27 protein-coding genes and 5 tRNA genes are annotated in these 26,190 nt (G+C 48.2%); all 32 read right to left on the bottom strand.

Annotated features, from left to right (window positions below; translation table 11 throughout):
• Positions 1-195, bottom strand: a complete 195-nt coding sequence (rpmC, locus tag T496_RS0100360; RefSeq protein WP_027448979.1) for a 50S ribosomal protein L29 — start codon at positions 193-195, stop codon at positions 1-3.
• 5 nt (positions 196-200) lie between these two features.
• Positions 201-629, bottom strand: coding sequence for a 50S ribosomal protein L16 (rplP, locus tag T496_RS0100355; RefSeq protein ID WP_027448978.1), 429 nt, complete (start codon positions 627-629; stop codon positions 201-203).
• Between the two features lie 17 nt (positions 630-646).
• Positions 647-1,384 carry a 30S ribosomal protein S3 gene (gene rpsC, locus T496_RS0100350; RefSeq protein WP_027448977.1) on the bottom strand — a complete coding sequence of 246 codons (738 nt, stop codon included), beginning with the start codon at positions 1,382-1,384 and terminating at the stop codon, positions 647-649.
• A gap of 4 nt (positions 1,385-1,388) precedes the next feature.
• Complete coding sequence (rplV, locus tag T496_RS0100345) at positions 1,389-1,796, bottom strand: 50S ribosomal protein L22 (RefSeq protein ID WP_027448976.1); 408 nt, start codon at positions 1,794-1,796, stop codon at positions 1,389-1,391.
• A 46-nt stretch (positions 1,797-1,842) separates the two neighbouring features.
• Entirely contained in the window at positions 1,843-2,109 is a 267-nt protein-coding gene (rpsS, locus tag T496_RS0100340) for a 30S ribosomal protein S19 (RefSeq protein ID WP_027448975.1), read from the bottom strand.
• 22 nt (positions 2,110-2,131) lie between these two features.
• Positions 2,132-2,959, bottom strand: a complete 828-nt coding sequence (gene rplB / locus T496_RS0100335) for a 50S ribosomal protein L2 (RefSeq protein WP_027448974.1) — start codon at positions 2,957-2,959, stop codon at positions 2,132-2,134.
• A 5-nt stretch (positions 2,960-2,964) separates the two neighbouring features.
• A complete protein-coding gene (gene rplW, locus T496_RS0100330; protein WP_027448973.1) occupies positions 2,965-3,261 on the bottom strand; it encodes a 50S ribosomal protein L23 in 297 nt (98 codons plus the stop codon).
• A 16-nt stretch (positions 3,262-3,277) separates the two neighbouring features.
• A complete protein-coding gene (gene rplD, locus T496_RS0100325; protein WP_027448972.1) occupies positions 3,278-3,907 on the bottom strand; it encodes a 50S ribosomal protein L4 in 630 nt (209 codons plus the stop codon).
• Positions 3,908-3,909: 2 nt separating this feature from the next.
• Entirely contained in the window at positions 3,910-4,524 is a 615-nt protein-coding gene (rplC, locus tag T496_RS0100320; protein ID WP_027448971.1) for a 50S ribosomal protein L3, read from the bottom strand.
• A 382-nt stretch (positions 4,525-4,906) separates the two neighbouring features.
• Positions 4,907-6,922: a protein-disulfide reductase DsbD family protein gene (locus T496_RS0100315; protein WP_027448970.1), complete on the bottom strand. Its 2,016-nt coding sequence runs from the start codon at positions 6,920-6,922 to the stop codon at positions 4,907-4,909.
• Positions 6,923-7,072: 150 nt separating this feature from the next.
• Positions 7,073-7,378 carry a 30S ribosomal protein S10 gene (gene rpsJ, locus T496_RS0100310; protein WP_027448969.1) on the bottom strand — a complete coding sequence of 102 codons (306 nt, stop codon included), beginning with the start codon at positions 7,376-7,378 and terminating at the stop codon, positions 7,073-7,075.
• A 122-nt stretch (positions 7,379-7,500) separates the two neighbouring features.
• Positions 7,501-9,627: an elongation factor G gene (gene fusA / locus T496_RS0100305; RefSeq protein WP_027448968.1), complete on the bottom strand. Its 2,127-nt coding sequence runs from the start codon at positions 9,625-9,627 to the stop codon at positions 7,501-7,503.
• Positions 9,628-9,666: 39 nt separating this feature from the next.
• Complete coding sequence (rpsG, locus tag T496_RS0100300) at positions 9,667-10,143, bottom strand: 30S ribosomal protein S7 (RefSeq protein WP_027448967.1); 477 nt, start codon at positions 10,141-10,143, stop codon at positions 9,667-9,669.
• 159 nt (positions 10,144-10,302) lie between these two features.
• Entirely contained in the window at positions 10,303-10,683 is a 381-nt protein-coding gene (gene rpsL, locus T496_RS0100295) for a 30S ribosomal protein S12 (protein ID WP_027448966.1), read from the bottom strand.
• Positions 10,684-10,939: 256 nt separating this feature from the next.
• Positions 10,940-11,260, bottom strand: a complete 321-nt coding sequence (locus tag T496_RS0100290) for a DUF3467 domain-containing protein (protein ID WP_027448965.1) — start codon at positions 11,258-11,260, stop codon at positions 10,940-10,942.
• Positions 11,261-11,364: 104 nt separating this feature from the next.
• Positions 11,365-15,696 (bottom strand): DNA-directed RNA polymerase subunit beta', encoded by a 4,332-nt coding sequence (rpoC, locus tag T496_RS0100285; protein ID WP_027448964.1) that lies wholly within the window; start codon positions 15,694-15,696, stop codon positions 11,365-11,367.
• Positions 15,697-15,737: 41 nt separating this feature from the next.
• Positions 15,738-19,550, bottom strand: a complete 3,813-nt coding sequence (gene rpoB / locus T496_RS0100280) for a DNA-directed RNA polymerase subunit beta (RefSeq protein ID WP_027448963.1) — start codon at positions 19,548-19,550, stop codon at positions 15,738-15,740.
• A 133-nt stretch (positions 19,551-19,683) separates the two neighbouring features.
• Complete coding sequence (rplL, locus tag T496_RS0100275; protein WP_027448962.1) at positions 19,684-20,064, bottom strand: 50S ribosomal protein L7/L12; 381 nt, start codon at positions 20,062-20,064, stop codon at positions 19,684-19,686.
• A 50-nt stretch (positions 20,065-20,114) separates the two neighbouring features.
• A complete protein-coding gene (gene rplJ, locus T496_RS0100270; RefSeq protein WP_027448961.1) occupies positions 20,115-20,630 on the bottom strand; it encodes a 50S ribosomal protein L10 in 516 nt (171 codons plus the stop codon).
• 20 nt (positions 20,631-20,650) lie between these two features.
• A complete protein-coding gene (gene rplA, locus T496_RS0100265) occupies positions 20,651-21,343 on the bottom strand; it encodes a 50S ribosomal protein L1 (protein ID WP_027448960.1) in 693 nt (230 codons plus the stop codon).
• A gap of 23 nt (positions 21,344-21,366) precedes the next feature.
• Positions 21,367-21,807: a 50S ribosomal protein L11 gene (gene rplK, locus T496_RS0100260; RefSeq protein ID WP_027448959.1), complete on the bottom strand. Its 441-nt coding sequence runs from the start codon at positions 21,805-21,807 to the stop codon at positions 21,367-21,369.
• A 95-nt stretch (positions 21,808-21,902) separates the two neighbouring features.
• Positions 21,903-22,448, bottom strand: a complete 546-nt coding sequence (nusG, locus tag T496_RS0100255; protein ID WP_027448958.1) for a transcription termination/antitermination protein NusG — start codon at positions 22,446-22,448, stop codon at positions 21,903-21,905.
• Between the two features lie 7 nt (positions 22,449-22,455).
• Positions 22,456-22,650: a preprotein translocase subunit SecE gene (gene secE / locus T496_RS13035; protein WP_044109409.1), complete on the bottom strand. Its 195-nt coding sequence runs from the start codon at positions 22,648-22,650 to the stop codon at positions 22,456-22,458.
• A 23-nt stretch (positions 22,651-22,673) separates the two neighbouring features.
• Positions 22,674-22,746 (bottom strand) — tRNA-Trp (locus T496_RS0100250).
• A gap of 87 nt (positions 22,747-22,833) precedes the next feature.
• On the bottom strand, positions 22,834-24,018 hold the full coding sequence (tuf, locus tag T496_RS0100245; protein WP_027448957.1) for an elongation factor Tu: 1,185 nt from the start codon (positions 24,016-24,018) through the stop codon (positions 22,834-22,836).
• A gap of 66 nt (positions 24,019-24,084) precedes the next feature.
• Positions 24,085-24,156 (bottom strand) — tRNA-Thr (locus T496_RS0100240).
• 12 nt (positions 24,157-24,168) lie between these two features.
• Positions 24,169-24,241: transfer RNA gene (locus T496_RS0100235), tRNA-Gly, on the bottom strand.
• Positions 24,242-24,259: 18 nt separating this feature from the next.
• Positions 24,260-24,342 (bottom strand) — tRNA-Tyr (locus T496_RS0100230).
• Positions 24,343-24,391: 49 nt separating this feature from the next.
• Positions 24,392-24,465, bottom strand: a tRNA-Thr gene (locus tag T496_RS0100225).
• 101 nt (positions 24,466-24,566) lie between these two features.
• Positions 24,567-24,866: a ribosome hibernation-promoting factor, HPF/YfiA family gene (gene hpf, locus T496_RS0100220; protein WP_027448956.1), complete on the bottom strand. Its 300-nt coding sequence runs from the start codon at positions 24,864-24,866 to the stop codon at positions 24,567-24,569.
• Positions 24,867-24,904: 38 nt separating this feature from the next.
• Positions 24,905-25,780 (bottom strand): tyrosine-type recombinase/integrase, encoded by an 876-nt coding sequence (locus tag T496_RS0100215; RefSeq protein ID WP_027448955.1) that lies wholly within the window; start codon positions 25,778-25,780, stop codon positions 24,905-24,907.
• Between the two features lie 95 nt (positions 25,781-25,875).
• Positions 25,876-26,067 carry a 30S ribosomal protein S21 gene (gene rpsU, locus T496_RS0100210; protein WP_027448954.1) on the bottom strand — a complete coding sequence of 64 codons (192 nt, stop codon included), beginning with the start codon at positions 26,065-26,067 and terminating at the stop codon, positions 25,876-25,878.
• Between the last annotated feature and the right edge of the window lie 123 nt (positions 26,068-26,190).

The following is a 26,190-nucleotide window of genomic DNA, read 5'->3' as shown; positions in this document are numbered from 1 at the left end:
TTATTTGTTAAGTTCTCTCTGACGGAGCTCCGTCTTCATGCGTGCAATGTCACGACGTGCAGCCTTAATCAGTGAGGGATTCTCCAGCGGAGTGACGTTGTGATTGAACTTCATCTGGTTGAACTTGGCAACCTCAGTCTCAATGCGCTCGGCCAATTCCTTGGTCTCGAGTTCCTTAATTTCCTTCGTCTTCATACTAATTAAGCGTTTTTATCGTAGTCACGTCTTACAACAAACTTGGTCTTTACGGGCAGCTTCTGGGCACCGAGACGCAGAGCCTCTTTAGCCACATCGAAGGGAACGCCCTCTACCTCGAAGAGGATACGGCCTGGAGTCACAGGTGCAACCCATCCTGCGGGATCACCCTTACCTTTACCCATTCGGACGTCAGCAGGTTTGCGAGTGATGGGTTTGTCGGGGAAGATGCGGATCCATACCTGACCTTCACGGTTCATGTAACGGTTGATGGCAACACGAGCTGCCTCAATCTGACGGCTGTCAATCCATTTAGCATCAAGAGTCTTAATGCCGAAAGAACCGAAAGCCAATGTCGTACCTCTGTGGGCGTTGCCTTTATTGCCACGTCCGTCTTGAGGTCTTCTATATCTTACTCTCTTTGGCTGTAACATGATAGCTTCTCTTTCTTTTAACGGTTATTATTCTTCTTACCACCACGGAACTTACGGCCACCATTGTTACCGCCGTTGTTACGGCCACCTTGCTGCTTCTCCTGAGAGAAGTTAGGAGTGAGGTCTACCTTACCGTAGATTTCGCCACGGCAAATCCAAACCTTGATACCCAGCAGTCCTACCTTGGTAAGAGCTTCTGCCTGGCAGAAATCGATGTCAGCACGGAATGTGTGCAGAGGAGTACGACCCTCTTTCAGCATCTCGCTACGTGCGATTTCTGCACCATTCAGACGTCCTGAGATCTGAACCTTGATACCCTCGGCACCAGCGCGCATTGTGTTAGCAATAGCCTGCTTGATAGCACGACGATAAGCAATCTTGCCCTCGATCTGGCGAGCGATGTTTGTGGCAACGATTGTGGCATCCAGCTCTGGACGCTTAACTTCGAAAATATTGATCTGAACGTCCTTGTCGAAGAGCTTCTTCAGCTCGTCCTTCAAGTTGTCGACGTCCTGTCCACCTTTACCAATGACGATACCCGGACGAGCCGTGCAAATAGTAATGGTAATCAGCTTCAGTGTGCGCTCGATGAAGATCTTCGAAACGCTAGCCTTAGCCAAACGCTCGTTGAGATACTTACGGATCTTCTGGTCTTCAACCAGGTTGTCTCCGAAGTCCTTACCACCGAACCAGTTTGACTCCCAACCTCTAACGATACCCAGACGGTTGCTAATTGGATTTACTTTCTGTCCCATTCTATTATTCTTTTACGTCGTTAGTTTTAGCGTCAACAAACAGAGTGACGTGGTTACTGCGCTTGCGGATGCGATAGCCACGACCCTGAGGTGCGGGGCGCATGCGCTTCAGTGTAACACCCTCGTCAACGAAGGCGCGAGTGATGAACAGTTCGCCAGCCTCAGCCTTGCGATCGTTCTTCTGCTCCCAGTTATTAATAGCTGAGCGGAGAAGCTTCTCCACATCAGCTGCAGCAGCCTTCTTTGAGAAGCGCAGCACACCAAGTGCGCGGTTCACCTCCATGCCGCGAATCATATCAACGACATAACGCATCTTGCGTGGAGAAGAAGGACAGCCTTTCAGCTTTGCAAAATACTGTGTCTTAAGAGCTGCTTTTCTTTCTTCAGCCTTAATATGTTTTCTTGCTCCCATTGTAATTCTTAATTCTAATTTTTAATTCTTAATTCACCCTGGGGCATTACTTCTTATTACCGGCGTGACCACCGAAGCGACGTGTGGGTGCGAACTCACCGAGCTTGTGACCAACCATGTTCTCAGTAATGTAAACAGGGATAAATTTGTTACCGTTATGAACTGCAACAGTGTGTCCCACGAAATCGGGGGAAATCATTGATGCTCTGGCCCAAGTCTTTACGACGTTCTTCTTGCCGCTCTCATTCATAGCGAGAACTTTCTTCTCGAGAGCAACGTTGATATAAGGACCTTTCTTTAATGAACGACTCATAATTTAACTCTTGATTTCTTGTTTACTTCTTGTTAGCTCTTTCAATGATGTACTTGTTTGAAAGCTTCTTAGGTGCACGTGTCTTCAGACCCTTAGCGTACAGACCCTTACGTGAACGTGGGTGTCCACCAGACTGACGGCCTTCACCACCACCCATTGGGTGATCGTGGGGGTTCATAACAACACCACGGTTGTGAGGACGACGTCCCAACCAGCGAGAGCGACCAGCCTTACCTGATGCCTCCAGCGCGTGGTCAGAGTTACCCACAGCACCTACGGTAGCCTTACAAGCAGAAAGCACCTTACGTGTCTCTCCTGAGGGGAGCTTAATCACGCAGTAGCTTCCTTCGCGAGAAGTCAACTGAGCAAAATTACCTGCCGAACGAACGAGCAGAGCACCCTGTCCAGGACGGAGCTCAATGTTGTGAACTACCGTACCTACGGGGATGTTGGCGAGCGGAAGGGCGTTACCAATCTCAGGTGCTGCCTCAGCTCCAGACATCAGAGTCGTACCAACCTGCAGTCCATTAGGAGCAATAATGTAACGTTTTTCACCATCTGCATAGTAGAGCAGAGCAATGCGAGCTGAACGGTTAGGATCGTACTCGATTGTCTTTACTACAGCAGGAACACCATCTTTCTCTCGCTTGAAGTCGATCAGACGATACTTCTTCTTGTGGCCGCCACCCATGTAGCGAACGGTCATCTTACCGGTGTTGTTTCGACCACCGGTTGAACGCTTACCGTAAACGAGAGACTTCTCTGGCACGGATGCAGTAATATCCTCGAACGTGCCAATAATTTTGTGTCTTTGACCCGGAGTTACGGGCTTTAATTTACGTACTGCCATTTCTATTAATCAATATTGCTGTAAAAATCAATTTCCTCACCCTCTTTCAGAGTGACAATAGCCTTCTTGAAGGCATTCTTCTGTCCCTTCACGAGACCTGCCTTCGTGTAGCGCTGACTGCGCTTACCTGCATAACGGATTGTGTTTACATCCTCAACCGTTACGTTGTACATTGCCTCGACTTCCTTCTTAATCTCAAGCTTGTTAGCCTCAGGACGTACAACGAAACCATAGCGGTTAGGCTGCTTCTCCGTGATCTTGGTCATCTTCTCAGTGACCAGTGGTTTTACGATAAATGCCATATCTGTTGTATCCTTTTTACTTGTTTAAGATTCCGTCGATTGTCTCGAGTGATTTTTCAGTAATCACCAGTACATCTGCGTTCAGCACCTTATAGGTGTTAACCTTAGAAGCCTCGAGAACCTCGGTCTTCTGCAGGTTGCGAGCAGACAGATATACATTTTTGCTAGCCTCGGGCAAAACGAAGAGCAACTTCTTGCCGTCTACCTTCAGGTTCTTTGCAATGTTAGCCATTTCCTTGGTCTTGGGTGCCTCGAAATCGAAGTCCTCAAGTACAACAATTGCATTCTCCTGAGCCTTGTAAGTCAGAGCAGACTTACGAGCAAGAGCCTTCACCTTCTTATTCAGCTTGAAGCCATAGTCACGAGGTGTAGGACCGAACACGCGACCACCACCACGCAGCAGAGGTGAGTTGATATCACCATGACGAGCACCGCCGCCGCCTTTCTGACGACCGAGCTTGCGTGTAGAACCGCTAATCTCGCTACGTTCCTTTGACTTAGCGTTACCCTGGCGCTGGTTGGCCATGTACTGCTTTACGTCCAGATAGATGACGTGATCGTTAGGCTCAACTGCGAAGATGGCGTCATTCAGAACCACCTTTCTTCCGGTCTCCTGACCGTTGATATTCAATACACTAACTTCCATCTTTACTTCTCAATTAATACAGTTGAACCATTGCAACCAGCGCAGCTACCCTTCACGAGGAGGAGGTTGTGCTCCGGAATCACCTTTAACACTTTCAAGTTCTGAGTTGTCACACGATCACATCCCATGTGGCCACCCATGCGCATACCCTTGAATACCTTTGCGGGGTAAGAACAAGCACCGATAGAACCTGGCTTACGCAGACGGTCATCCTGACCGTGAGTGCTCTGACCTACACCACCGAAACCGTGACGTTTAACAACGCCCTGGAATCCCTTACCTTTTGATGTACCTACAACGTCTACGAACTCTGCATCAGCGAAAAGCTCTACGGTGAGAGTATCACCCAAGTTGTAGTCCTCATCAAACTTGAACTCGGCCAAGTGGGCCTTTGGTGTTGTGCCGGCTTTCTTGAAGACACCCATCATCGCTTTGGTGGTATTCTTCTCTTTCTTCTCACCGAATGCGAGCTGAACGGCCTTGTAGCCATCCTTCTCTACGGTCTTAACCTGTGTCACAACGCAAGGACCAGCTTCGATAACAGTGCACGGTACATTCTTACCGTCGGCACTGAAAACGGATGTCATTCCGATTTTTCTTCCTAATAATCCTGGCATTTCAGTTTTAATAATTTAAATAAATGAGTTATAAATAAGTTTTGTTACTATCTTTTCAAAGCATCGTCTTGCGACTACTATCTTATATACGCACGAAAAGAGACACAGCCCACCACCATACTTTGGATAAGGTTAAACTGCTCTTTTTCAGTGTATTGATAGCTTATAGCCAGCGCAACGACCACTTTTTGCGGGTGCAAAGGTACAAATATTATATGGAATCTCAAAGACCACGTACCTCCAAAACACCAACTTTTATGAAAGTTTAACTATTCAACAATACCAAAAAGGTATATTTCATCATTTTGGCATCATCTAAAAGAATGAAAAAAGGCAAGGAAAAATCCCTTGCCCTTGTATTTTCACTAAAAAACTAAAGTTATTATTGCCCCTGGCGGTATCGATCCAGTCCACCATCCAGGAACTGGAGGTAGGCGGCAACATCCTCGTCATAGGCACGACTGCCACTGAGGGGCTGAGCCGTAACGGGGTCGAGGATGACATAGTAAGGCTGCGCATTGGCACCGAACTTATGACTCTGCAGATAGCTCCACTTGGCGCCAACGGTGCGGAGAGTCTTAGTGTTTCCTTGATCGTCGGTAACCTCCATAGGCTCAGCCAGCGGAGTCTTGTCGTCCACGAAGAGAGAAATGAGAATATAGTCGTTGGTCAACTTGTCGGCTACACGAGGATCTGTCCATACGGCAGCCTCCATCTTACGACAATTCACACAACCAAACCCAGTGAAATCAAGGAACACGGGCTTACCTTGCTGGCGAGCAGCAGCCATACCGGCCTCATAATCGGTGTATTTAGCCTCTACCACCTTATTATTAAGATTGAAGTCCTGTGTATTAATAGGAGGAGCGAAGGCACTGACGGCCTTACAGGGAGCACCCCAGAGACCGGGAATCATATAAACGGCGAATGCAAACGATACAAGTCCACCCACGATGCAGATCACGGGCATGGGCTTATTCAAATCGCCACCAACCTCGTCTTCCTGAAACTTGAGCCAGCCACAGAGGTAAGCACCGAGCAAAGAGAAGATCACAATCCAGAGCGAGAGGAAGACCTCACGATCGAGGATGTGCCATCCATAAGCCAGGTCAGCCACTGACAAGAACTTCAAAGCGAAGGCCAACTCAACGAAGCCGAGTACCACCTTCAGCGTGGTCATCCATGAGCCAGAGCGGGGAGCCTGCTTCAACCATGTGGGGAACAGTGCGAACAGGGTGAAGGGCAAGGCCAAGGCAAAGGCGAAACCAAACATGCCAAGAGCAGGTGCCAGCCAGTTGCCACTGGTGGTAGTCTCTACGAGGAGCAATCCAATAATAGGAGCCGTACAAGAGAAAGACACCAATACCAAGGTGAAAGCCATCAGGAAGATAGACAGCAAACCACTGGTCTCGGAAGCCTTCGAGTCAACCTTATCAGCCCATGAACCAGGCAACTTGATTTCGAACCATCCAAAGAACGACAGAGCGAATATCACCAACAACAGGAACAGGAACACGTTGAAGACGGCATTGGTTGACATCGCATTAAGTGTATCACTTCCGAAGAAAGCCGTCACAAGGAGTCCCATACCCAAATAAATCACGATGATACTTAAACCATATGTAATCGCATCACGGATACCTTTCTTCTTATCAGTCTTAGCACGCTTCAAGAAGAAAGATACGGTCATAGGGATAATAGGCCAAATGCAGGGCATCAAGACCGCCAGCAGACCGCCAACAAAGCCCATCAACAGGATATAGAACAAAGAAGACGGAGTCTCGTTAGCACCATCATTCTGCAGAGAAGCGGGTTCCCAAAGAGCCGAGAAAGCAGAATCGACAGGCGCTGCGGCAACAGAGTCAGCCTGTGGCTCTACGACTTCAGGTATAGAATCCACTGCCTCACCCTGCTGAGCTTGATCTACAGGCTGAGCAGAGAGAGTCACGCGACCACTCTTCTTAAATTCAGCCTGAGAAGGAGGCATACACATCTCATCGTTGCATGAGCCATACTCCAGATAGCAATCGATCGTATATTGTGGTTTTGTGAAACGAACCTTCTGTACAAAAGTGGCTTTTTTCTCAAAAAAGCGCAACTCCATATCAAACATCTTATCATACTGTTTGATCACATGACCACGAGGTTTCAATTTACCAACAGTTTCAACACCATCCATCTTAACGGCATTGAACGAAGCAGAAACAGGACCATCATTTCCCAAATCAGTAGAATAAACGTGCCATCCATCATCGACAGTTGCCGTGAATACAATCTCGGCCTCGTCGTTTTCCAACATATTAAGCTGAGAACTGAAATGGACAGGATCCATCATCTGTCCCCAGATACTGGTGACAACGATCGTAGCCAACAAGCTAATAAGAGCGAATCTTTTCATTTCCTAAAGTAGAATAATCTAATAATAGTTTCAAATTGGTTGCAAAGGTACGAAAAAAGAGTCAAAATGAAAGCAATCGTAACATTAAATAAACAAAAAAAGCGGTGCCTCATTTCTGAAACACCGCACTTTAGTATCATATAAGGAGTACTACACCTTGATCTCAACCTCAACACCGCTGGGGAGTTCGAGCTTCATCAGAGCATCAACAGTCTTAGCTGTAGAGCTGTAGATGTCGATCAGACGCTTGTAGTCTGACAGCTGGAACTGCTCACGAGACTTCTTGTTTACGAAGGTAGAGCGGTTAACGGTGAAGATACGCTTGTGTGTGGGAAGGGGAATTGGACCGCTGATGATAGCACCAGTTGCCTTAACAGCCTTCACAATCTTCTCTGCTGACTTGTCTACGAGTTTGTGGTCGTAGCTCTTCAGCTTGATACGAATTTTCTGACTCATTGTCTTTTGTTTGTTTAATTGTTAATATATGGCCCCGCTAAAGAGTCATTTGCTCAGCGAAGCGAAGATTAGAAAGTGAAGAGCAGAAGCAAATGCTACGCTCTTCACAATTCATTTATCTATTACACGAGGTCAGCGCGACCCTTAACCTCCTCGAGCACAGCCTTAGCGATTGCGCTTGACAGAGGAGCGTGGTGATCATACTCCATTGAGCTGGTAGCACGACCAGAGGTGATGGTACGCAGAGCGGTTACATAACCGAACATCTCTGACAGGGGAACCATTGCCTTAACGACACGGGCACCTGAACGAGCCTCTTCCATACCTTCTACCTGACCACGACGCTTGTTGAGGTCACCGATTACGTCACCCATGTTCTCCTCAGGAGTAACAACCTCGAGCTTCATGATAGGCTCCATCAGTACGGGCTTAGCCTTAGCACAAGCCTCCTTATAAGCCATCTGAGCTGCGATCTCGAATGAAAGCTGGTCAGAGTCAACGGGGTGGAAACCACCATCAACAACAACAACCTTCAGAGAGTCTACAGGATAACCACCGAGGATACCATTCTTCATAGCAGTCTCGAAGCCCTTCTGAATTGAGGGGATGAACTCCTTAGGAATGTTACCACCCTTAACCTCGTTTACGAACTGCAAGCCGGGGTTATTCTTCAGATCGTAGTCCTCATCAACAGGACCTACCTTAACAAGCATCTTAGCGTACTTACCGCGACCACCAGACTGCTTCTTGTAGGTCTCCTCGATTTCTACTTCCTTCATGATAGCCTCTTTGTAGTTAACCTGGGGCTTACCCTGGTTACACTCAACCTTGAACTCACGCTTCAGACGATCGATAATAATATCGAGGTGAAGCTCACCCATACCAGAGATGATGGTCTGACCACTCTGCTCGTCGGTACGTACAGTGAATGTGGGGTCTTCCTCAGCCAACTTAGCAAGACCATTATCCATCTTAGCGATGTCAGCCTGAGACTTAGGTTCAACGGCAATAGAAATCACAGTATCAGGGAAGGTCATTGACTCCAGCACGATGGGCTTCTCCTCATCACAGAGGGTATCACCAGTGCGGATATCCTTGAAACCTACACCTGCACCGATATCACCAGCGTCGATTGACTCCATAGGAATTTCCTTATTTGAGTTCATCTGGAACAGACGGCTGATACGCTCCTTCTTACCTGAACGGGGATTGTAAACGTATGAACCAGCCTTCACGCTACCAGAGTAAACGCGGAAGAATACCAGACGACCCATGTATGGATCGGTTGCAATCTTAAATGCGAGAGCAGAAGTAGCCTCATCTTCGCTTGGCTTACGAGCTTCCTCCTCGTCAGTCTCAGGATTGGTACCGATAACGGCATCAGTATCCAGAGGTGATGGCAAGAATGCGCAGATATAGTCGAGCAGAGGCTGTACGCCCTTGTTCTTGTAAGAAGAACCACAGAGCATAGGAGTGCACTCCATAGCGATGGTACCCTTGCGGATAGCAGCGATGATCTCCTCCTCAGTGATAGAGTTAGGATCGTCGAAGAACTTCTCCATCAGAGCCTCGTCGAACTCAGCTGCAGACTCAAGAAGTTTCATACGCCACTCCTCGCACTCGTCAGCGAGGTCAGCAGGAATCTCCTCAACATCGTACTCAGCACCCATGGTCTCATCGTGCCACAGGATAGCCTTCATCTTGATCAGGTCAACAAGACCCTTGAAGTTCTCCTCAGCACCGATGGGCACCTGGATAACAACGGGGTTAGCACCCAGGATGTCCTTCATCTGCTGTACAGTCTCGAAGAAGTCAGCACCAGAACGGTCCATCTTGTTTACATAACCTACACGAGGTACGTTGTACTTATCAGCCTGACGCCATACGGTCTCTGACTGAGGCTGAACACCGTCGGCAGCAGAGTATGTAGCAACTGCACCATCGAGCACACGCAGTGAACGCTCAACCTCAGCGGTGAAGTCCACGTGTCCCGGAGTATCGATCAAGTTGATCTTATAGTTGTTGTTATTCCACTTCCAATTGCAGGTTGTAGCTGCAGAGGTAATGGTAATACCGCGCTCCTGCTCCTGTGCCATCCAGTCCATAGTAGCTGCACCATCGTGCACCTCACCAATCTTGTGGGTCTTACCTGTGTAGAACAGGATACGCTCAGAAGTGGTAGTCTTACCGGCATCGATGTGAGCCATGATACCGATGTTGCGGGTCAAATGCAAATCTTGTTTTGCCATTGTCTCTTTACCTTTTTACTATTATACCTTGATACTTTATTAGAAGCGGAAGTGTGCGAATGCACGGTTAGCCTCTGCCATGCGGTGCATATCTTCCTTACGCTTGAAGGCACCACCCTGGTTGTTGAATGCGTCCATAATCTCAGCAGCGAGCTTGTCAGACATAGACTTACCGCTACGCTTGCGAGCGAACTGGATCATATTCTTCATTGAGATGCTCTCCTTACGGTCGGGACGAATCTCGGTAGGAACCTGGAAAGTAGCACCACCGATACGGCGGCTCTTAACCTCTACCTGAGGAGTGATGTTGTCCAGAGCCTGCTTCCAGATTTCCAGGGGAGCCTTCTCTGCATCCTTCATCTTGTCCTTTACAATCTCCAGAGAGTTGTAGAAAATCTCATAAGACTTCGACTTCTTACCGTCGAACATCAGATGATTCACAAACTTTGAGACCTTCTGGTCGTTGAACACGGGATCGGGAAGGATCACGCGCTTCTTTGGTTTTGCTTTTCTCATTTTGTTGTTTTGTTCTTTTTGTCTGCTTGGGGCTGTTCTTTGTCTGTTCTTCAACGCCACGCTCTCGGGCATTTACTCAACCTGTCTATTAACAATTCTCCAGCAAAACGGGTTTGTTTCTTTTTGTTGTTTGGCCTTCTAACCTTCACCGGTTAGCTATTACTTCTTGGCCTTAGGACGCTTAGCACCGTACTTAGAACGACGCTGCGTGCGGTTTGCTACACCGGCGGTATCCAGAGTACCACGAACGATGTGATAACGTACACCAGGAAGGTCCTTTACACGACCACCACGCACCAGCACGATAGAGTGCTCCTGCAGGTTGTGTCCTTCTCCGGGAATGTAACTGTTGACTTCCTTCTGGTTAGTCAAACGAACACGGGCTACCTTACGCATAGCCGAATTAGGCTTCTTAGGAGTGGTCGTGTAGACACGTACGCAGACACCACGACGCTGAGGACAGTTGTCCAGAGCAGGTGACTTTGACTTGTCAACGATTTCCTTTCTGCCTTTGCGAACCAATTGTGAAATTGTAGGCATAATTACTTTAATTTTTTGTTTTTATTTATATATTTATATTGTATATATTCTATACGTCACAATATCCCCTCGTTAATCGCAGGGACATTTCGGGGTGCAAAGGTACGACATTTTCCCCAATCCACCTAATTTATAAGAAAAGAATATCCTCCAAAAAGAGTAAGTTTAACAAAAAATAAGGTTTTTAACAATTTATATCCCAAAACGAACTTCATTTTGGGATATAAACTGCTTAAGAAATTAATATAAGAACAGGTTAAGCCTCGCCCTTACCGGCATTGAATGGTGCAATGGTGCGTGGTCCTGATTGCTCAGGCATCTTGATGGGTCCGAAGGTCTTTTCATAGCGCATGATATTCTCCTGCAGTGCACCCAGCAGACGTTTTGCATGTTCTGGTGCTAAGATCACACGGCTACGCACCTGTGCCTTGGTTAATCCTGGCAGCATACGTGCAAAGTCAACGACAAATTCTGAAGAAGAATGAGTTATGATGGCAAAGTTTGCATATTCTCCTTGTGCCTTTTCTGGCAACAGTTCTACTTGAAGTCCAGGTTGCTTCTGATCGTTTTCGTTCATATTTATTGGTATTAAATGATTAATTGCCTGCAAATATAAACAAAAAAGCCGAAAGTACAAAAACTTTCGGCTTTTTATCTATTAGTATATTCGTTTAATACAAATTACTTCTCGTCAAGTACTGCCTCTTCAACGAAGTCAAGCACATTCTTGCGGTTAGCCTGCATGCGCTCATAGTCTTCCTTAGAGCCAACGATGATCTTCTCGAACTCGCGCAGACCAGTACCGGCAGGAATCAGGTGACCGCAAATTACGTTCTCCTTCATACCCTCGAGGAAGTCCTGCTTACCGCGGATAGCAGCCTCATTCAGAACCTTCGTGGTTTCCTGGAACGATGCAGCCGACATGAACGACTTGGTCTGGAGGGCTGCACGTGTGATACCCTGCAGGATCTGAGTAGAAGTAGCGGGCACAGCGTCACGCACCTGAACGGTACGCAGGTCACGACGTTTCAGAGAAGTATTCTCGTCACGCAGACGACGAGCTGTAACAATCTGTCCCTTCTGCAGGTTCTCTGAGTCACCGGCGTCAACGACAACCTTCTTACCCCAGATACGATCGTTCTCCTCAGCGAAGTCGAGCTTATCGATGATATCAGACTCGAGGAATGAAGTATCACCGGGATCGTTGATCTGTACCTTACGCATCATCTGACGTACGATAATCTCGAAGTGCTTATCGTTGATCTTGATACCCTGCAGACGGTAAACGTCCTGTACCTCGTTAACGATATACTCCTGTACAGCGGTGGGACCCTTAATAGCGAGGATATCGCTAGGAGTGATAGCACCGTCAGAGAGAGGAGTACCAGCACGAACGGCATCGTGCTCCTGTACCAGGATCTGCTTAGACAGAGATACCAAGTACTTGCGCTGGTCGCCAGACTTAGAAGTAACGATGATCTCACGGTTACCACGCTTTACCTTACCCATGGTGACCTCACCATCGATTTCTGATACGACAGCAGGGTTAGATGGGTTACGAGCCTCGAAGAGCTCAGTAACACGAGGTAGACCGGCGGTAATATCACCACCCTTAGCAGCAGCACGAGGAATCTTCACGAGGGTCTCACCAGTCTTCACGGTCTGACCATCCTCAACAACCACGTGGCCACCCACAGGGAAGTTATAAGTACCAATCTTCTCACCATTAACATCCAGTACATCACAGGTAGGTACCTTCGTCTTATCCTTAGACTCGGTCACGATCTTCTCGGTCAAACCGGTTGTTTCGTCGGTCTCGGCACGGAAAGTAACACCCTCGATGACATCATTGAATCTCAGTGTACCAGTGTACTCAGTTACGATAACGGCGTTGAATGGGTCCCACTGAGCGATCTTGTCGCCCTTGGCAACCACGTCGCCATTTTTGAAGTACAGTGAAGAACCGTAAGGAACGTTCACGGTAGAGAGAACAATCTTTGTATTTGGATCTACGAAACGCAGTTCACCCAGACGGCTCACTACCATCTCGCACTCACGTCCGTCCTCATCGAATGGTACGGTACGAACCTCTTCCATTTCGATGCGTGCGCTCTCGTACTTAGATACGATGCTGGCGTTGGCAGCTGCGTTGGCAGCCACACCACCGGCGTGGAACGTACGCAGAGTCAGCTGTGTACCTGGCTCACCGATAGCCTGTGCAGCGATAACACCGACAGCCTCACCCTTCTGAACCATACGACGGGTAGCGAGGTTACGTCCGTAACACTTCATGCAGACACCCTTCTTAGACTCACAGGTCAGAACCGAACGGATCTCAACGCTCTCAATCTCAGACTTCTCAATCTCGTCAGCGATAGCCTCGGTGATTTCCTCACCAGCAGGAACGATGACCTCACCAGTCTTAGGATTGATCACATCGTGTACAGACACACGACCCAGGATACGCTCAGAGAGAGAAGAAATCACCTCGTCACCGCTCTTCAGCGCTGTGCAAACCAGTCCACGGAGCGTGCCACAGTCTTCCTCGTTGATGATCACGTCATGTGAAACGTCAACCAGACGACGTGTCAGGTAACCGGCGTCGGCCGTCTTCATGGCCGTATCAGCCAGACCCTTACGAGCACCGTGCGTAGAGATGAAGTACTCCAGCACAGACATACCCTCCTTAAAGTTAGACAGAATTGGGTTCTCAATAATCTGGTGTCCCTCGGCACCTGCCTTCTGAGGCTTAGCCATCAGACCACGGATACCAGAGAGCTGTTTAATCTGGTCCTTACTACCACGAGCACCAGAGTCAAGCATCATGAATACAGCGTTGAAGCCCTGGTCGGCCTCGGTCATCTCCTTCATCAGGATGTTACCGATATCATTATTAACGTGTGTCCAAGTATCAATAACCTGATTATAACGCTCGTTATCAGTAATGAAGCCCATGTTATAGTTGTCGGTAATCTGCTGTACCTCTTCATTACCCTTAGCAATCAGGTCAGCCTTCTCCTTAGGAATGATAATATCATCAAGGTTGAACGACAGACCAGCCAGGTATGCCATACGGTAACCCAGGTTCTTAATACCATCGAGGAACTCGCAAGCCTCGGCGAAACCTACGTTTTTGATAACATCAGCAATGATGTCGCGCAGAGACTTCTTAGAGATAACCTTATTTACGAAACCAACCTCGTCAGGGATGATACCATTAACGATCACACGACCTACAGAGGTCTCGACCTGGTGACGAACCTTGATACCGTCAACCACATCGTCAACGATTACCTTCACCTGAGCGTGGAGGTCACACTTTCCTTCATTGTGAGCAATGATAGCCTCCTCAGCACCATAGAATGAGAGGCCCTCACCCTTAGCACCTGGACGAATCTTGGTGATATAGTACAGACCAAGCACCATATCCTGTGAAGGCACGGTGATAGGAGCACCATTGGCAGGGTTCAGGATGTTATGGCTCTGCAGCATCAGCAGCTGAGCCTCGAGGATAGCCTCGTTTGACAAGGGGAGGTGAACAGCCATCTGGTCACCGTCGAAGTCAGCGTTGAACGCCGTACATGCCAGTGGGTGCAGCTGGATAGCCTTACCCTCGATCAGCTTAGGCTGGAATGCCTGGATACCCAGACGGTGCAGTGTTGGTGCACGGTTCAGCAGTACGGGGTGACCCTTCATCACGTTCTCCAGGATATCCCAGATCACAGGCTCACGACGATCTACGATCTTCTTAGCGCTCTTCACCGTCTTCACGATACCGCGCTCGATGAGCTTACGGATGATGAATGGCTTATAGAGCTCGGCAGCCATCAACTTAGGCAGACCGCACTCACCCATCTTCAGCTCAGGACCTACGACGATCACCGAACGTGCTGAGTAGTCAACACGCTTACCGAGCAAGTTCTGACGGAAACGTCCAGACTTACCCTTCAGTGAGTCAGAGAGTGACTTCAAAGGACGATTGCTGTCGCTCTTCACAGCTGAAGACTTACGGCTGTTGTCGAACAACGAGTCAACAGCCTCCTGCAGCATACGCTTCTCGTTTCGCAGAATCACCTCAGGAGCATGAATCTCCATCAGGCGCTTCAGACGGTTGTTACGGATGATGACACGACGATAGAGGTCGTTCAGGTCAGAAGTAGCGAAGCGACCACCATCCAGGGGCACCAGAGGACGAAGCTCAGGAGGTGTCACAGGGATAATCTTCATGATCATCCACTCAGGACGGTTGATGCCCTTCTCTACAGAGTTACGGAAAGCCTCTACTACCTGCAGACGCTTCAGAGCCTCGTTCTTACGCTGCTGAGAAGAGTCGGTGTTAGCGCGGTCGCGCAGCTCATATGACAGAGAGTCGAGGTCCAGTCCCTGAAGCAGTTCATAAACGGCCTCTGCACCCATCTTAGCGATGAACTTGTTAGGATCGCTGTCGTCCAGATAGTAGTTCTCCTCGCTCAGCTGATTGTCGAGCAGATCGTTATACTCCTCTTCAGAGAGCAAGTCAAACTTCTGCGAGCCCAGCAGAGGATTACCCTCTGCATCCTTACGACCCTCCAGCACACCAGGCTGGATAACGACGTAGCGCTCGTAGTAGATGATAGCATCCAACTTCTTTGTAGGCAGTCCCAGCAGATAGCCAATCTTGTTAGGCAAGCTGCGGAAATACCAGATATGAGCTACGGGCACTACCAGTTCGATATGTCCGCTACGCTCACGACGTACCTTCTTCTCGGTAACCTCAACACCGCATCGGTCGCAGACGATACCCTTATAGCGGATACGCTTGTACTTACCGCAGGCGCACTCATAGTCCTTGGTAGGACCGAAGATACGCTCACAGAACAGACCGTCGCGCTCGGGCTTATAGGTACGATAGTTGATGGTCTCAGGCTTGGTAACCTCACCGTAAGAACTCTCGAGAATCTCCTCAGGAGAGGCCAATCCGATGGTAATCTTGGTGAAGTTATTCTTTGTCTTTGAATCTTTCTTGAAAGCCATATTTCAAATCTTCAATTTTCAATTTTCAATTATCAATTCACTTAATCGAGGGTTACGCTGAGTCCCAGACCACGCAACTCGTGCAACAGCACGTTGAGTGACTCAGGAATACCAGGTGTAGGCATAGGCTCACCCTTCACGATAGCCTCGTAAGCCTTAGAACGACCAACAGTATCGTCAGACTTGATTGTCAGAATCTCCTGAAGCACATGGCTGGCACCGAAGGCCTCCAGTGCCCAAACCTCCATCTCACCGAAACGCTGACCACCAAACTGTGCTTTACCACCGAGAGGCTGCTGCGTGATAAGACTGTATGGGCCGATAGAACGAGCGTGCATCTTATCCTCTACCATGTGACCGAGTTTCAAGAAGTAAGTGATACCTACTGTTGCGGGCTGGTCGAAGCGCTCACCGGTCTCACCATCATACAGGTGGGTAGAGCACAGACGAGGCAGACCTGCCTTGTCGGTCCATTCAGCCAGGTCTTCCAGCTTAGCACCGTCGAAGATAGGTGTAGCGAACTTCACGCCCAGACGCTTACCGGCAGCACCGAGGATAGCCTCGAAGATCTGACCCAGGTTCATACGAGAAGGCACACCCAGAGGGTTCAGCACCAGGTCAACAGGACGACCATCCTCGAGGAATGGCATATCCTCCTGGCGAACGACCTTAGACACGATACCTTTGTTACCGTGACGACCGGCCAGCTTATCACCCACACCAATCTTACGTTTCTTAGCTACATATACCTTAGCCATCTGCAGGATGCCTGAAGGCAGCTCGTCACCGATGGTGATAGCGAACTTCTTACGCTTCATCTCTGCATCAAGCAGCTTGTACTTCTTCATATAGTTGATGATGAGCTGAGCAATCAGTGTGTTCTTGTGCTCATCATTTGTCCAGTTGCTGGTCTGCACGTCACCATACTCCAGGTTCTTCAGGTTTGTCATGGTGAACTTAGAGCCCTTAGAGATAATCTCTGCACCAGTGTAGTCCTTCACACCCTGTGAAGTTCTGCCCTTGGTCAGCTCCAGCAGTTTGTCAACCAGGATATCCTTCAGGTCCTCAACCTTTGCCTCGTACTCCTCGTCGATCTTAGCCAGGATCTGCTTGTCCTGCATCTTGGTCTGACGAGTCTTGATAGCACGTGCAAACAACTTCTTATCGATAACGACACCTGTCAATGAGGGGTTAGCCTTCAGTGAAGAGTCCTTCACATCGCCAGCCTTATCACCGAAGATGGCACGAAGCAGCTTCTCCTCAGGTGAAGGATCGCTCTCACCCTTAGGTGAAATCTTACCAATCAGGATATCGCCTGGCTCTACGCGAGCACCAACGCGGATCACACCATTGTCGTCGAGGTCCTTCGTAGCTTCCTCGCTGACGTTAGGAATATCAGAAGTGAACTCCTCCATACCACGCTTGGTCTCACGCACGTCGAGAGAGTACTCATCCACGTGAACAGAGGTCAGCACATCCTCACGAACGATACGCTCGTTCAGTACGATAGCATCCTCATAGTTGTAACCCTTCCAAGGCATGTAAGCCACCAACAGGTTGCGACCCAGTGCCAGCTCACCATTCTCAGTAGCATAACCCTCAGTCAGGATATCACCCTTCTTCACGCGCTGGCCCTTGTTACAGATAGGACGCAGGTCGATGGTCATGTTCTGGTTGGTACGACGGAACTTAGCGATGCGGTATTCCTTCAGCGCAGGCTCGAAGCTTACGAACTCCTCATCCTCCGTACGATCGTACAGGATGCGGATGGTGGTAGCATCAACATACTCAATCACACCGTCGCCCTCGGCAGTTACCATGGTGCGAGAGTCCTCACATACCTGCTTCTCAATACCGGTACCTACGATAGGAGCCTCGTTGTGAAGCAGAGGCACAGCCTGGCGCATCATGTTAGATCCCATCAGTGCACGGTGAGCATCGTCGTGCTCCAAGAAAGGAATCAGAGATGCAGCGATAGAGGCAATCTGCTGAGGAGATACATCCATCAGGTTCACCTCTGAGGGAGGAACAACGGGGAAGTCGGCATCCTGACGACACTTAACGACAGGACGGATGAAGGTACCATCATCGTTCAGAGGTGCATTACCCTGACCAATGATAAAGTTCTCCTCCTCCTCAGCGGTCAGGAATACGATATCATCATTATTCAAGTTGGCGACACCATTCTCCACCTTACGGTAAGGAGTCTGGATAAAGCCCAGCTCATTGATCTTAGCATATACACAGAGCGAAGAAATCAGACCGATGTTTGGTCCTTCAGGGCTCTCAATAGGACACAGACGACCGTAGTGAGTGTAGTGTACGTCACGCACCTCAAAGCCGGCACGCTCACGAGACAGACCGCCAGGACCGAGGGCCGAGAGACGACGCTTGTGAGTAACCTCTGCCAGAGGGTTGGTCTGGTCCATGAACTGTGACAGTGGGTTGGTACCGAAGAATGAGTTGATCACGCTAGAGATTGTCTTGGCGTTGATCAGGTCGGTAGGTGTGAACACCTCATTGTCACGTACGTTCATGCGCTCACGAATGGTGCGGCTCATACGTGCCAAACCAATCGAGAACTGGTTAGACAGCTGTTCACCAACGGTGCGTACGCGACGGTTTGACAGGTGGTCAATATCATCGACAGCAGCCTTAGAGTTGATCAGCTGGATGAGATATTTGATAATCTCGATAATATCTTCTTTAGTCAGCACACGAACATCCATGTCGGTGTCCAGTCCCAACTTCTTATTGATTCTGTAGCGACCCACATCACCCAAGTCATAACGCTTGTCAGAGAAGAACAGGTTCTGAATCACCTCACGAGCACTGGCATCATCAGCAGGGTCAGCATTACGCAACTGACGATAGATGTAGAGCACAGCCTCTTTCTCTGAGTTTGAGGGGTCCTTAGCCAACGTATTGAAGATGATAGAGAAGTCCTGAGCCGTATTCTCGTCCTTGTGAACCAGAATCGTCTGAGCACCACTCTCCAGGATGTCAATCAAGTTGTCCTCAGTGATCTCGGTCTCACGATCCATGATCACCTCGTTACGCTCGATTGATACAACCTCACCGGTATCCTCATCTACGAAGTCCTCGTTCCAGCTCTTCAGCACACGTGCAGCCAGCTTGCAGCCAACTACCTTCTTCAGAGCTGTCTTATTGACCTTCACCTCCTCGGCGAGGTCGAAAATCTGCAGGATGTCCTTATCGGTCTCATAACCGATGGCACGCAGCAGAGTAGTAACAGGCAACTTCTTCTTACGATCGATGTACGCATACATCACATTGTTGATGTCGGTAGCGAACTCAATCCAAGATCCCTTGAATGGGATGATACGAGCTGAGTACAGCAAGGTGCCGTTTGCATGCACGTTCTGACCGAAGAACACGCCGGGAGAACGGTGCAACTGTGAAACGACAACGCGCTCGGCACCATTTATCACAAATGTGCCGTTAGCAGTCATATAAGGAATAGGACCGAGGAACACATCCTGGATCACTGTTCCGAAATCCTCGTGATCGGGGTCCGTGCAGTACAACTTCAGCTTGGCCTTCAAGGGTACACTATAGGTCAGACCACGCTCCAAACACTCGTCGATGGTGTAGCGAGGTGGGTCGATATAGTAATCCAAGAACTCAAGGACGAAATTATTACGAGTATCAGTGATAGGGAAGTTCTCTGCGAACACCTTATACAAACCGTCGTTCTTGCGTTCCTCAGGCGGAGTGTCTAACTGCAGGAAGTCTTTGAAAGACTTTAATTGCACATCGAGGAAATCCGGCAGCGGCATAGGATTCTTGACGCTACCAAAGTTTACTCTGTTGTCTATTACTTTCGATGTCATATGATAATGTAATGATTCTATAAAGCCGGAGATTCCGGAGTCTCCGGTCAAACCGGATCTATAAAAAGACAAGAAAAGGCTAGGAACCCTCTACTTGAGAGTCCCTAACCATAAAATATTGTTGTGCTTAAAATTACTTCAGCTCAACTACGGCACCAGCAGCCTCGATAGCCTTCTTCAGGTTCTCAGCCTCTTCCTTAGACAGGCCTTCCTTTACAGTAGCAGGAGCACCGTCTACCAGGTCCTTAGCCTCTTTCAGGCCCAGGCCGCAAGCTTCCTTAACAGCCTTTACAACCTGCAACTTAGCAGCGCCAGCCTCCTTCAGGATTACATCGAAAGAGGTCTTCTCCTCAGCTGCGGGAGCAGCGCCACCAGCAGCGGGACCAGCAGCTACAGCAACGGCTGCAGCAGCAGGCTCAATTCCATACTCGTCCTTCAGGACTGTTGCCAACTCGTTAACTTCTTTTACAGTAAGGTTTACCAACTCTTCTGCAATAGCTTTGATATCTGCCATTTTATTTAAAATTTTAATTGTTTTTAATGTGAATGAAATTACTTTTTCGCTTATTTGTTACGCTCAGCGACAGCGTCAAGCAGGCCGTGGATCTTGCCACCGGCATTGAGGCCAGAAACAACATTCTTGATCGGCGACTGCAGCAGAGCCACAACTTCGGCGATAAGTTCGTTCTTGCTCTTGATAGCAACAAGCTCGTCAAGTTTGTCAGCACCAACGAAGATGCTCTCCTCGGCATAAGCACCCTTCAATGCAGGGATACCTTCCTTCTTATATTCCTTGATAAGCTTAGCAGGTACATTAGCCGTATTGCAGAACATTACGGCGGTATTGCCCTTCAAGCACTCGTAAAGAGGTGAGAAATCGATTTCTGAAGCTTCGAAAGCCTTGTGGAGAAGAGTGTTCTTCACAACGAGAAGCTTAATCTCATTCTTGAAGCACTTACGACGCAGGTCGCTAGTAGCCTCTGCATTCAGTCCGGTCAGGTCAACCAGATAGAAGTGAGGGAACTTCTTCAGCTGCTCTCCGAGTTCTACGATAATAGTATCTTTTACTTCCTTTTTCATTTTACTAAACTTTTAACGAGTTATTCAACTGATTTAGGATCTATCTTGATACCCTTACTCATAGTGCTTGAAATAAAGATACTCTTCATGTATGTACCCTTAGCGGCAGCGGGCTTCAGCTTGATAATGGTAGAGATAAACTCCTTAGCATTCTCATAGATCTGATCAGCAGTGAAGCTAACCTTACCGATTGAGGTGTGTACAATACCAGCCTTATCAACCTTAAAGTCAATCTTACCCTGCTTTACTTCCTTCACTGCCTTAGCAACGTCCATAGTAACAGTGCCACTCTTTGGGTTAGGCATCAAGCCACGAGGACCGAGTACACGACCCAAGGGGCCCAACTTACCCATGCATGAGGGCATTGTGATAATCACATCAACATCAGTCCAACCACCTTTGATCTTCTCGATATACTCGTCGAGACCAACATAGTCGGCACCAGCTTCCTTAGCGGCAGCCTCCTGATCAGGAGTACAGAGAGCGAGTACACGTGTTACCTTACCAGTACCGTTCGGCAGTGAAACAACACCACGAACCATCTGGTTAGCCTTACGTGGATCAACGCCCAAGCGTACATCGATATCTACTGAAGCCTCAAACTTGGTTGTGGTGATTTCCTTAACCAGTGTAGCGGCCTCTTTGAGAGAGTATGCTTTCCCTGCTTCAATCTTATCAGCTACCAACTTTTGATTTTTTGTCAGTTTACTCATTGTTCTAAAAATTGAAGTTATTGTTATTTACCAGGGAACTCCCCTTGTACAGTGATACCCATGCTACGAGCTGTACCAGCAATCAGTTTCATAGCAGACTCAATTGTGAAACAGTTGAGGTCAGCCATCTTATCCTCTGCGATAGCGCGTACCTGATCCCATGTAACGGTAGCTACCTTCTTACGGTTAGGTTCAGAAGAACCACCCTTTACCTTGGCAGCCTCCATCAGCTGAACAGCAGCGGGAGGAGTCTTGATGACGAAACTGAATGACTTGTCAGCATAGTATGTGATAACAACAGGAAGAATCTTTCCTGCCTTATCCTGGGTTCTGGCGTTGAACTCTTTGCAGAATCCCATGATGTTAATACCCTTTGAACCCAGTGCAGGTCCTACGGGAGGCGAGGGATTCGCAGCGCCACCTTTAATCTGTAATTTGATTAATCCAGCAACTTCTTTAGCCATTTCTGTTTATTATTATTATTGATTGTCATATAAGCCAAGGAGTGGAAGCCTCCTGTGACCGTATACTAGAACAGACACATCGTAACAATTGTGCCCTATTCTTTTTCTACTTGATTGAATGCGAGTTCCAAAGGTGTCTTACGACCGAAGATCTTAACCATCACCTTCAGCTTACGCTTTTCGGCATTAACCTCCTCGATAACACCGCTGAAACCACTGAAAGGTCCATCTGTCACCTTCACAGCCTCGTCGACCATGTAAGGCACTGCAACCTCTTCCGTGCGGATAGCAGTCTCTTCAACAGTACCGAGAATGCGGTTAATATCAGCCTGGCGTACGGGGCTTGGGTTATCCATACCACCTAAGAAGCCAAGCACATTAGGGATGAAACGCAGAGTGTGGGCTGTCTCACCATCAAGGCGAGCTTCAACCAAAACATAGCCAGGGAGGAACAGTTTCTCCTTGACAACACGTTTGCCGTTACGAAGCTGAGCATATTTTTCGGTAGGCAACAAAATCTGACCAACATTGTTAGCCAGAGTTTGATCATTCTTCATCAATGCCTCCAGATACTCTTTGACCTTAGCTTCTTTACCGCTGACGGCCTTCAGAACATACCATTTTTTTCCTGTATCAGCCATCTTTCAATTAAATTCCCATGTAAAGAACGTCGGTCACCAGTCCCCAGATCTTATCCATAGCCAGGACTACCAATGCGATAATCAACGATGCGGTAAGAACGAGTACTGCACTACCAGTAAGTTCCTGACGTGAGGGCCAGGTAACTTGATGTGCCAACTCATTGTAGCAAGTCTGGCAGTATGTAAAGAACTTCTTAATAATATTCATCTTCTTATTCTATTTCGCACGGGAAGGAGGACTCGAACCCACGACCCTCGGTTTTGGAGACCGATGCTCTACCAACTGAGCTATTCCCGTAAGTAAGCCCCCACCCTTGAGCGGGGGCTTGTTATATTATCTAGTGTATAGGCATCATCGGCAAGCCGAATGACCTATGATCTAGAATTAGTCTTCGAAGACCTCTGTGATCTGACCAGAACCTACGGTACGACCACCCTCGCGGATAGCGAAACGCAGACCCTTGTTCAGTGCTACGGCGTAGATGAGCTCAACGGTGATCTCAACGTTATCACCAGGCATTACCATCTCAACACCCTCGGGGAGGTGAATCTCACCGGTGCAGTCCATAGTACGGAGGTAGAACTGAGGACGATACTTGTTTCCGAATGGAGTGTGACGACCACCCTCTTCCTTCTTCAGAACGTAGATAGAAGCCTTAAACTTCTTGAAAGGCTTGATCTGTCCGGGATGGCAGAGAACCATACCACGCTTGATCTCATTCTTATCGATACCACGGAGAAGCAGACCTACGTTATCACCAGCCTGACCCTCATCGAGGAGCTTGCGGAACATCTCAACACCAGTTACAACTGAGTTCTTATCCTCACCAAGACCGAGCAGCTCAACAGCGTCACCAACGTGGATAACACCAGTCTCGATACGACCAGTAGCAACAGTACCACGGCCAGTGATTGAGAATACGTCCTCAACAGGCATCAAGAAAGGCTTATCGGTAGCACGAGGAGGCTCCTGGATCCAAGTGTCACAGGTGTTCATCAGCTCCATTACCTTCTCTTCCCACTTAGCAACACCGTTCAGTGCACCAAGAGCAGAACCGCGGATGATAGGAGTCTCGTCCTCGAACTCGTACTGAGAAAGGATCTCCTGAACCTCCATCTCAACGAGCTCCAGCATTTCCTCATCCTCAACCATATCACACTTGTTCAGGAATACAACCAGACGGGGAACGTTTACCTGACGAGCGAGCAGAACGTGCTCACGAGTCTGAGGCATAGGACCGTCGGTAGCAGCTACAACAAGGATAGCACCGTCCATCTGAGCAGCACCAGTTACCATGTTCTTAACGTAGTCAGCGTGTCCTGGGCAGTCAACGTGTGCATAGTGACGAGTAGCAGTCTCGTACTCTACGTGTGCAGTGTTGATAGTGATACCACGCTCCTTCTCCTCGGGAGCATTGTCGATCTGGTCGAAAGACTTAACCTCAGAAAGACCAGCCTTAGCCAGTACAGTTGTAATAGCAGCGGTCAGAGTAGTCTTACCGTGGTCAACGTGACCAATAGTACCAATGTTTACGTGCGGTTTGGTGCGCACAAATGTCTCTTTTGCCATTGTTTTGTTGTTTTATTAATATTGATTTAATTACTATGTTTTTGCTCCTCCTTATTTCCTCGAGAGAGCTGTAACTGAGAGTTGAACTCAGGACCTCTTCCTTACCAAGGAAGTGCTCTACCACTGAGCTATTACAGCATTTGTTTATAGAGCGGAAAACGGGGCTCAAACCCGCGACCCCCAGCTTGGAAGGCTAGTGCTCTATCAACTGAGCTATTTCCGCAAAAACATCTCTTGAGAGTGGGTGCTGATGGATTCGAACCACCGAAGTCGAAAGACAGCAGATTTACAGTCTGCCCCATTTGGCCACTCTGGAAAACACCCAAAATCTTTGCGTCCCAACTTGTCGAGCGCTTGCTTTTCACTCTTGTAGAGCCTCTTGTCGGATTCGAACCAACGACCCCGAGATTACAAATCACGTGCTCTGGCCAACTGAGCTAAAGAGGCTTTGTAAAGCAGCCGCTCTCGTTTCAGATTTACGACCTGTTGGAAAACGGCTGCAAAGTTACGACTTATTTTTGAATTACCAAAACTTTTCCAAGTTTTTTTTAGTAATTTCTCAATTTTTCCTTGAATTTCTGCAGTTGCACCTTCATTGTGTCAACGCAGAGGTCTATACTCTCTTCAAATGTGTCGCTCACCTTCTCTACATGTAATGTATTTCCAGGCACAGCCACTGACAAGCTCGCTTCTTTATTTTGAGCGGTTGCAGGCTTCACGACCTTTAATTGCACCTCTACTTTCTGAATATCTTCGTACGACTTTTCTAACTTGGCGACTTTCTTCTCAACAAACGCCTCTAATTTCTCGGTAGCGTCGAAATGGATCGACTGAATCTTAATTTCCATAGTTACCTCCTATTATTTTAAAAGTTAAACTATAAAGATCAACCCCTAGGGTGGGATTCTTTGTAAATTCGCCTCAACTGCTCAAACGTGGTGTGCGTATAGATCTCGGTTGTCTCCAGGCTTTCATGTCCCAGCAACTTCCTGACGCTTTCCAGTCCGGCATCGTGATTCAGCATAGCCGTGGCGAAGCTGTGACGTAGCACATGCGGCGAGCGTTTCTTCAGGGTCGATACCTGTTGCAACTGTTCTCTCACAATATTATATACTGTAGTTTGAGAGATGCGCTTCCCATTTCGTCCCAGAAAGAGAGCCTTAGACTGTTTATCCACCTGTTCGTCGCGAACGGCCATATAGTTTTTCAACTGTGCGGCCATCTCTTCGCCGAAAGGTATCAGACGTTGCTTATTGCGCTTACCAGTCACTTTCAACTGCATCGCAGCAAAATCCACATCGTCATCATCCAGGCCTATCAACTCCGCCCTTCGCAATCCCGCCTCATAGAGTAATATAATAATGGTACGCGCACGTACCGTCTTATAATCATCTCCACAGGCCGCATCCAATAGTGCATCCATCTGCCCTTCTTTCACGAATTGTGGTAAGGGCTTCTGCTTCTTGGGTGCCTGCACCTGATGTGCGGGATCCTTCTTGACCAATCCTCTGGCGAGGGCGAACCTATAGAACGAGCGAACTGCTGAGAGTCCGGTGCCTACAGTTGTAGCCTTGTCGCCTCTGTCCATCATGTCTTCCATCCAAGAACGGATCACATCGGCATCCACCGATACCCAATCCAGACTATCCTCCTTGCTCTTGAAGTATGCTTCAAAGTGTTTTAGACTTTTCTCATACGTCAGAACGGTCAGCTCACTGCGATTCCGTTCGTAGCGCAAGTAATTGAGGAAGAGGTCAATCATTTCACGTTGCTGTTGCTTAAAGTACCATTTATAGTGGTTTTCGGCAACGAATTTACGGAAATTTTATGAAACTACCAAATTTTCAAGAGAAAATTTTATTCCTCGTTGGTGCGAAGCTGCTGAACGTAGATGGCATGCTCCATCTTCAGGCGCTTCAGGACAGAGGGCTTGTCAAACTGCTGACGACGACGCAGCTCCTTAACAACACCTGTCTTCTCAAACTTTCTCTTAAACTTCTTGAGGGCTCTTTCAATGTTTTCGCCTTCTTTTACGGGTACAATAATCATACTGTTTTTTGACTTTAATTGTTTAAAATGTTATACATTAGCGCATAGTTCGGGCATAGTGCACACGAAATGCGGGTGCAAAGGTACTACTTTTCCCGGAAACTGCCAAGCTTTTAGCGAGTT

Source organism: Xylanibacter brevis P6B11 (assembly GCF_000621825.1).
Classification (GTDB): domain Bacteria; phylum Bacteroidota; class Bacteroidia; order Bacteroidales; family Bacteroidaceae; genus Prevotella; species Prevotella brevis.
This window is presented reverse-complemented; position numbering and strand designations above follow the sequence as displayed.

Excerpts from the sequence above, each read along its gene's own strand:
- rpmC (WP_027448979.1), bottom strand. The coding sequence starts at position 195 with ATGAAGACGAAGGAAATTAAGGAACTCGAGACCAAGGAATTGGCCGAG.
- rplP (WP_027448978.1), bottom strand. The coding sequence starts at position 629 with ATGTTACAGCCAAAGAGAGTAAGATATAGAAGACCTCAAGACGGACGT.
- rpsC (WP_027448977.1), bottom strand. The coding sequence starts at position 1,384 with ATGGGACAGAAAGTAAATCCAATTAGCAACCGTCTGGGTATCGTTAGA.
- rplV (WP_027448976.1), bottom strand. The coding sequence starts at position 1,796 with ATGGGAGCAAGAAAACATATTAAGGCTGAAGAAAGAAAAGCAGCTCTT.
- rpsS (WP_027448975.1), bottom strand. The coding sequence starts at position 2,109 with ATGAGTCGTTCATTAAAGAAAGGTCCTTATATCAACGTTGCTCTCGAG.
- rplB (WP_027448974.1), bottom strand. The coding sequence starts at position 2,959 with ATGGCAGTACGTAAATTAAAGCCCGTAACTCCGGGTCAAAGACACAAA.
- rplW (WP_027448973.1), bottom strand. The coding sequence starts at position 3,261 with ATGGCATTTATCGTAAAACCACTGGTCACTGAGAAGATGACCAAGATC.
- rplD (WP_027448972.1), bottom strand. The coding sequence starts at position 3,907 with ATGGAAGTTAGTGTATTGAATATCAACGGTCAGGAGACCGGAAGAAAG.
- rplC (WP_027448971.1), bottom strand. The coding sequence starts at position 4,524 with ATGCCAGGATTATTAGGAAGAAAAATCGGAATGACATCCGTTTTCAGT.
- T496_RS0100315 (WP_027448970.1), bottom strand. The coding sequence starts at position 6,922 with ATGAAAAGATTCGCTCTTATTAGCTTGTTGGCTACGATCGTTGTCACC.
- rpsJ (WP_027448969.1), bottom strand. The coding sequence starts at position 7,378 with ATGAGTCAGAAAATTCGTATCAAGCTGAAGAGCTACGACCACAAACTC.
- fusA (WP_027448968.1), bottom strand. The coding sequence starts at position 9,627 with ATGGCAAAACAAGATTTGCATTTGACCCGCAACATCGGTATCATGGCT.
- rpsG (WP_027448967.1), bottom strand. The coding sequence starts at position 10,143 with ATGAGAAAAGCAAAACCAAAGAAGCGCGTGATCCTTCCCGATCCCGTG.
- rpsL (WP_027448966.1), bottom strand. The coding sequence starts at position 10,683 with ATGCCTACAATTTCACAATTGGTTCGCAAAGGCAGAAAGGAAATCGTT.
- T496_RS0100290 (WP_027448965.1), bottom strand. The coding sequence starts at position 11,260 with ATGAACGAAAACGATCAGAAGCAACCTGGACTTCAAGTAGAACTGTTG.
- rpoC (WP_027448964.1), bottom strand. The coding sequence starts at position 15,696 with ATGGCTTTCAAGAAAGATTCAAAGACAAAGAATAACTTCACCAAGATT.
- rpoB (WP_027448963.1), bottom strand. The coding sequence starts at position 19,550 with ATGACATCGAAAGTAATAGACAACAGAGTAAACTTTGGTAGCGTCAAG.
- rplL (WP_027448962.1), bottom strand. The coding sequence starts at position 20,064 with ATGGCAGATATCAAAGCTATTGCAGAAGAGTTGGTAAACCTTACTGTA.
- rplJ (WP_027448961.1), bottom strand. The coding sequence starts at position 20,630 with ATGAAAAAGGAAGTAAAAGATACTATTATCGTAGAACTCGGAGAGCAG.
- rplA (WP_027448960.1), bottom strand. The coding sequence starts at position 21,343 with ATGAGTAAACTGACAAAAAATCAAAAGTTGGTAGCTGATAAGATTGAA.
- rplK (WP_027448959.1), bottom strand. The coding sequence starts at position 21,807 with ATGGCTAAAGAAGTTGCTGGATTAATCAAATTACAGATTAAAGGTGGC.
- nusG (WP_027448958.1), bottom strand. The coding sequence starts at position 22,448 with ATGGCTGATACAGGAAAAAAATGGTATGTTCTGAAGGCCGTCAGCGGT.
- tuf (WP_027448957.1), bottom strand. The coding sequence starts at position 24,018 with ATGGCAAAAGAGACATTTGTGCGCACCAAACCGCACGTAAACATTGGT.
- hpf (WP_027448956.1), bottom strand. The coding sequence starts at position 24,866 with ATGGAAATTAAGATTCAGTCGATCCATTTCGACGCTACCGAGAAATTA.
- T496_RS0100215 (WP_027448955.1), bottom strand. The coding sequence starts at position 25,780 with ATGATTGACCTCTTCCTCAATTACTTGCGCTACGAACGGAATCGCAGT.
- rpsU (WP_027448954.1), bottom strand. The coding sequence starts at position 26,067 with ATGATTATTGTACCCGTAAAAGAAGGCGAAAACATTGAAAGAGCCCTC.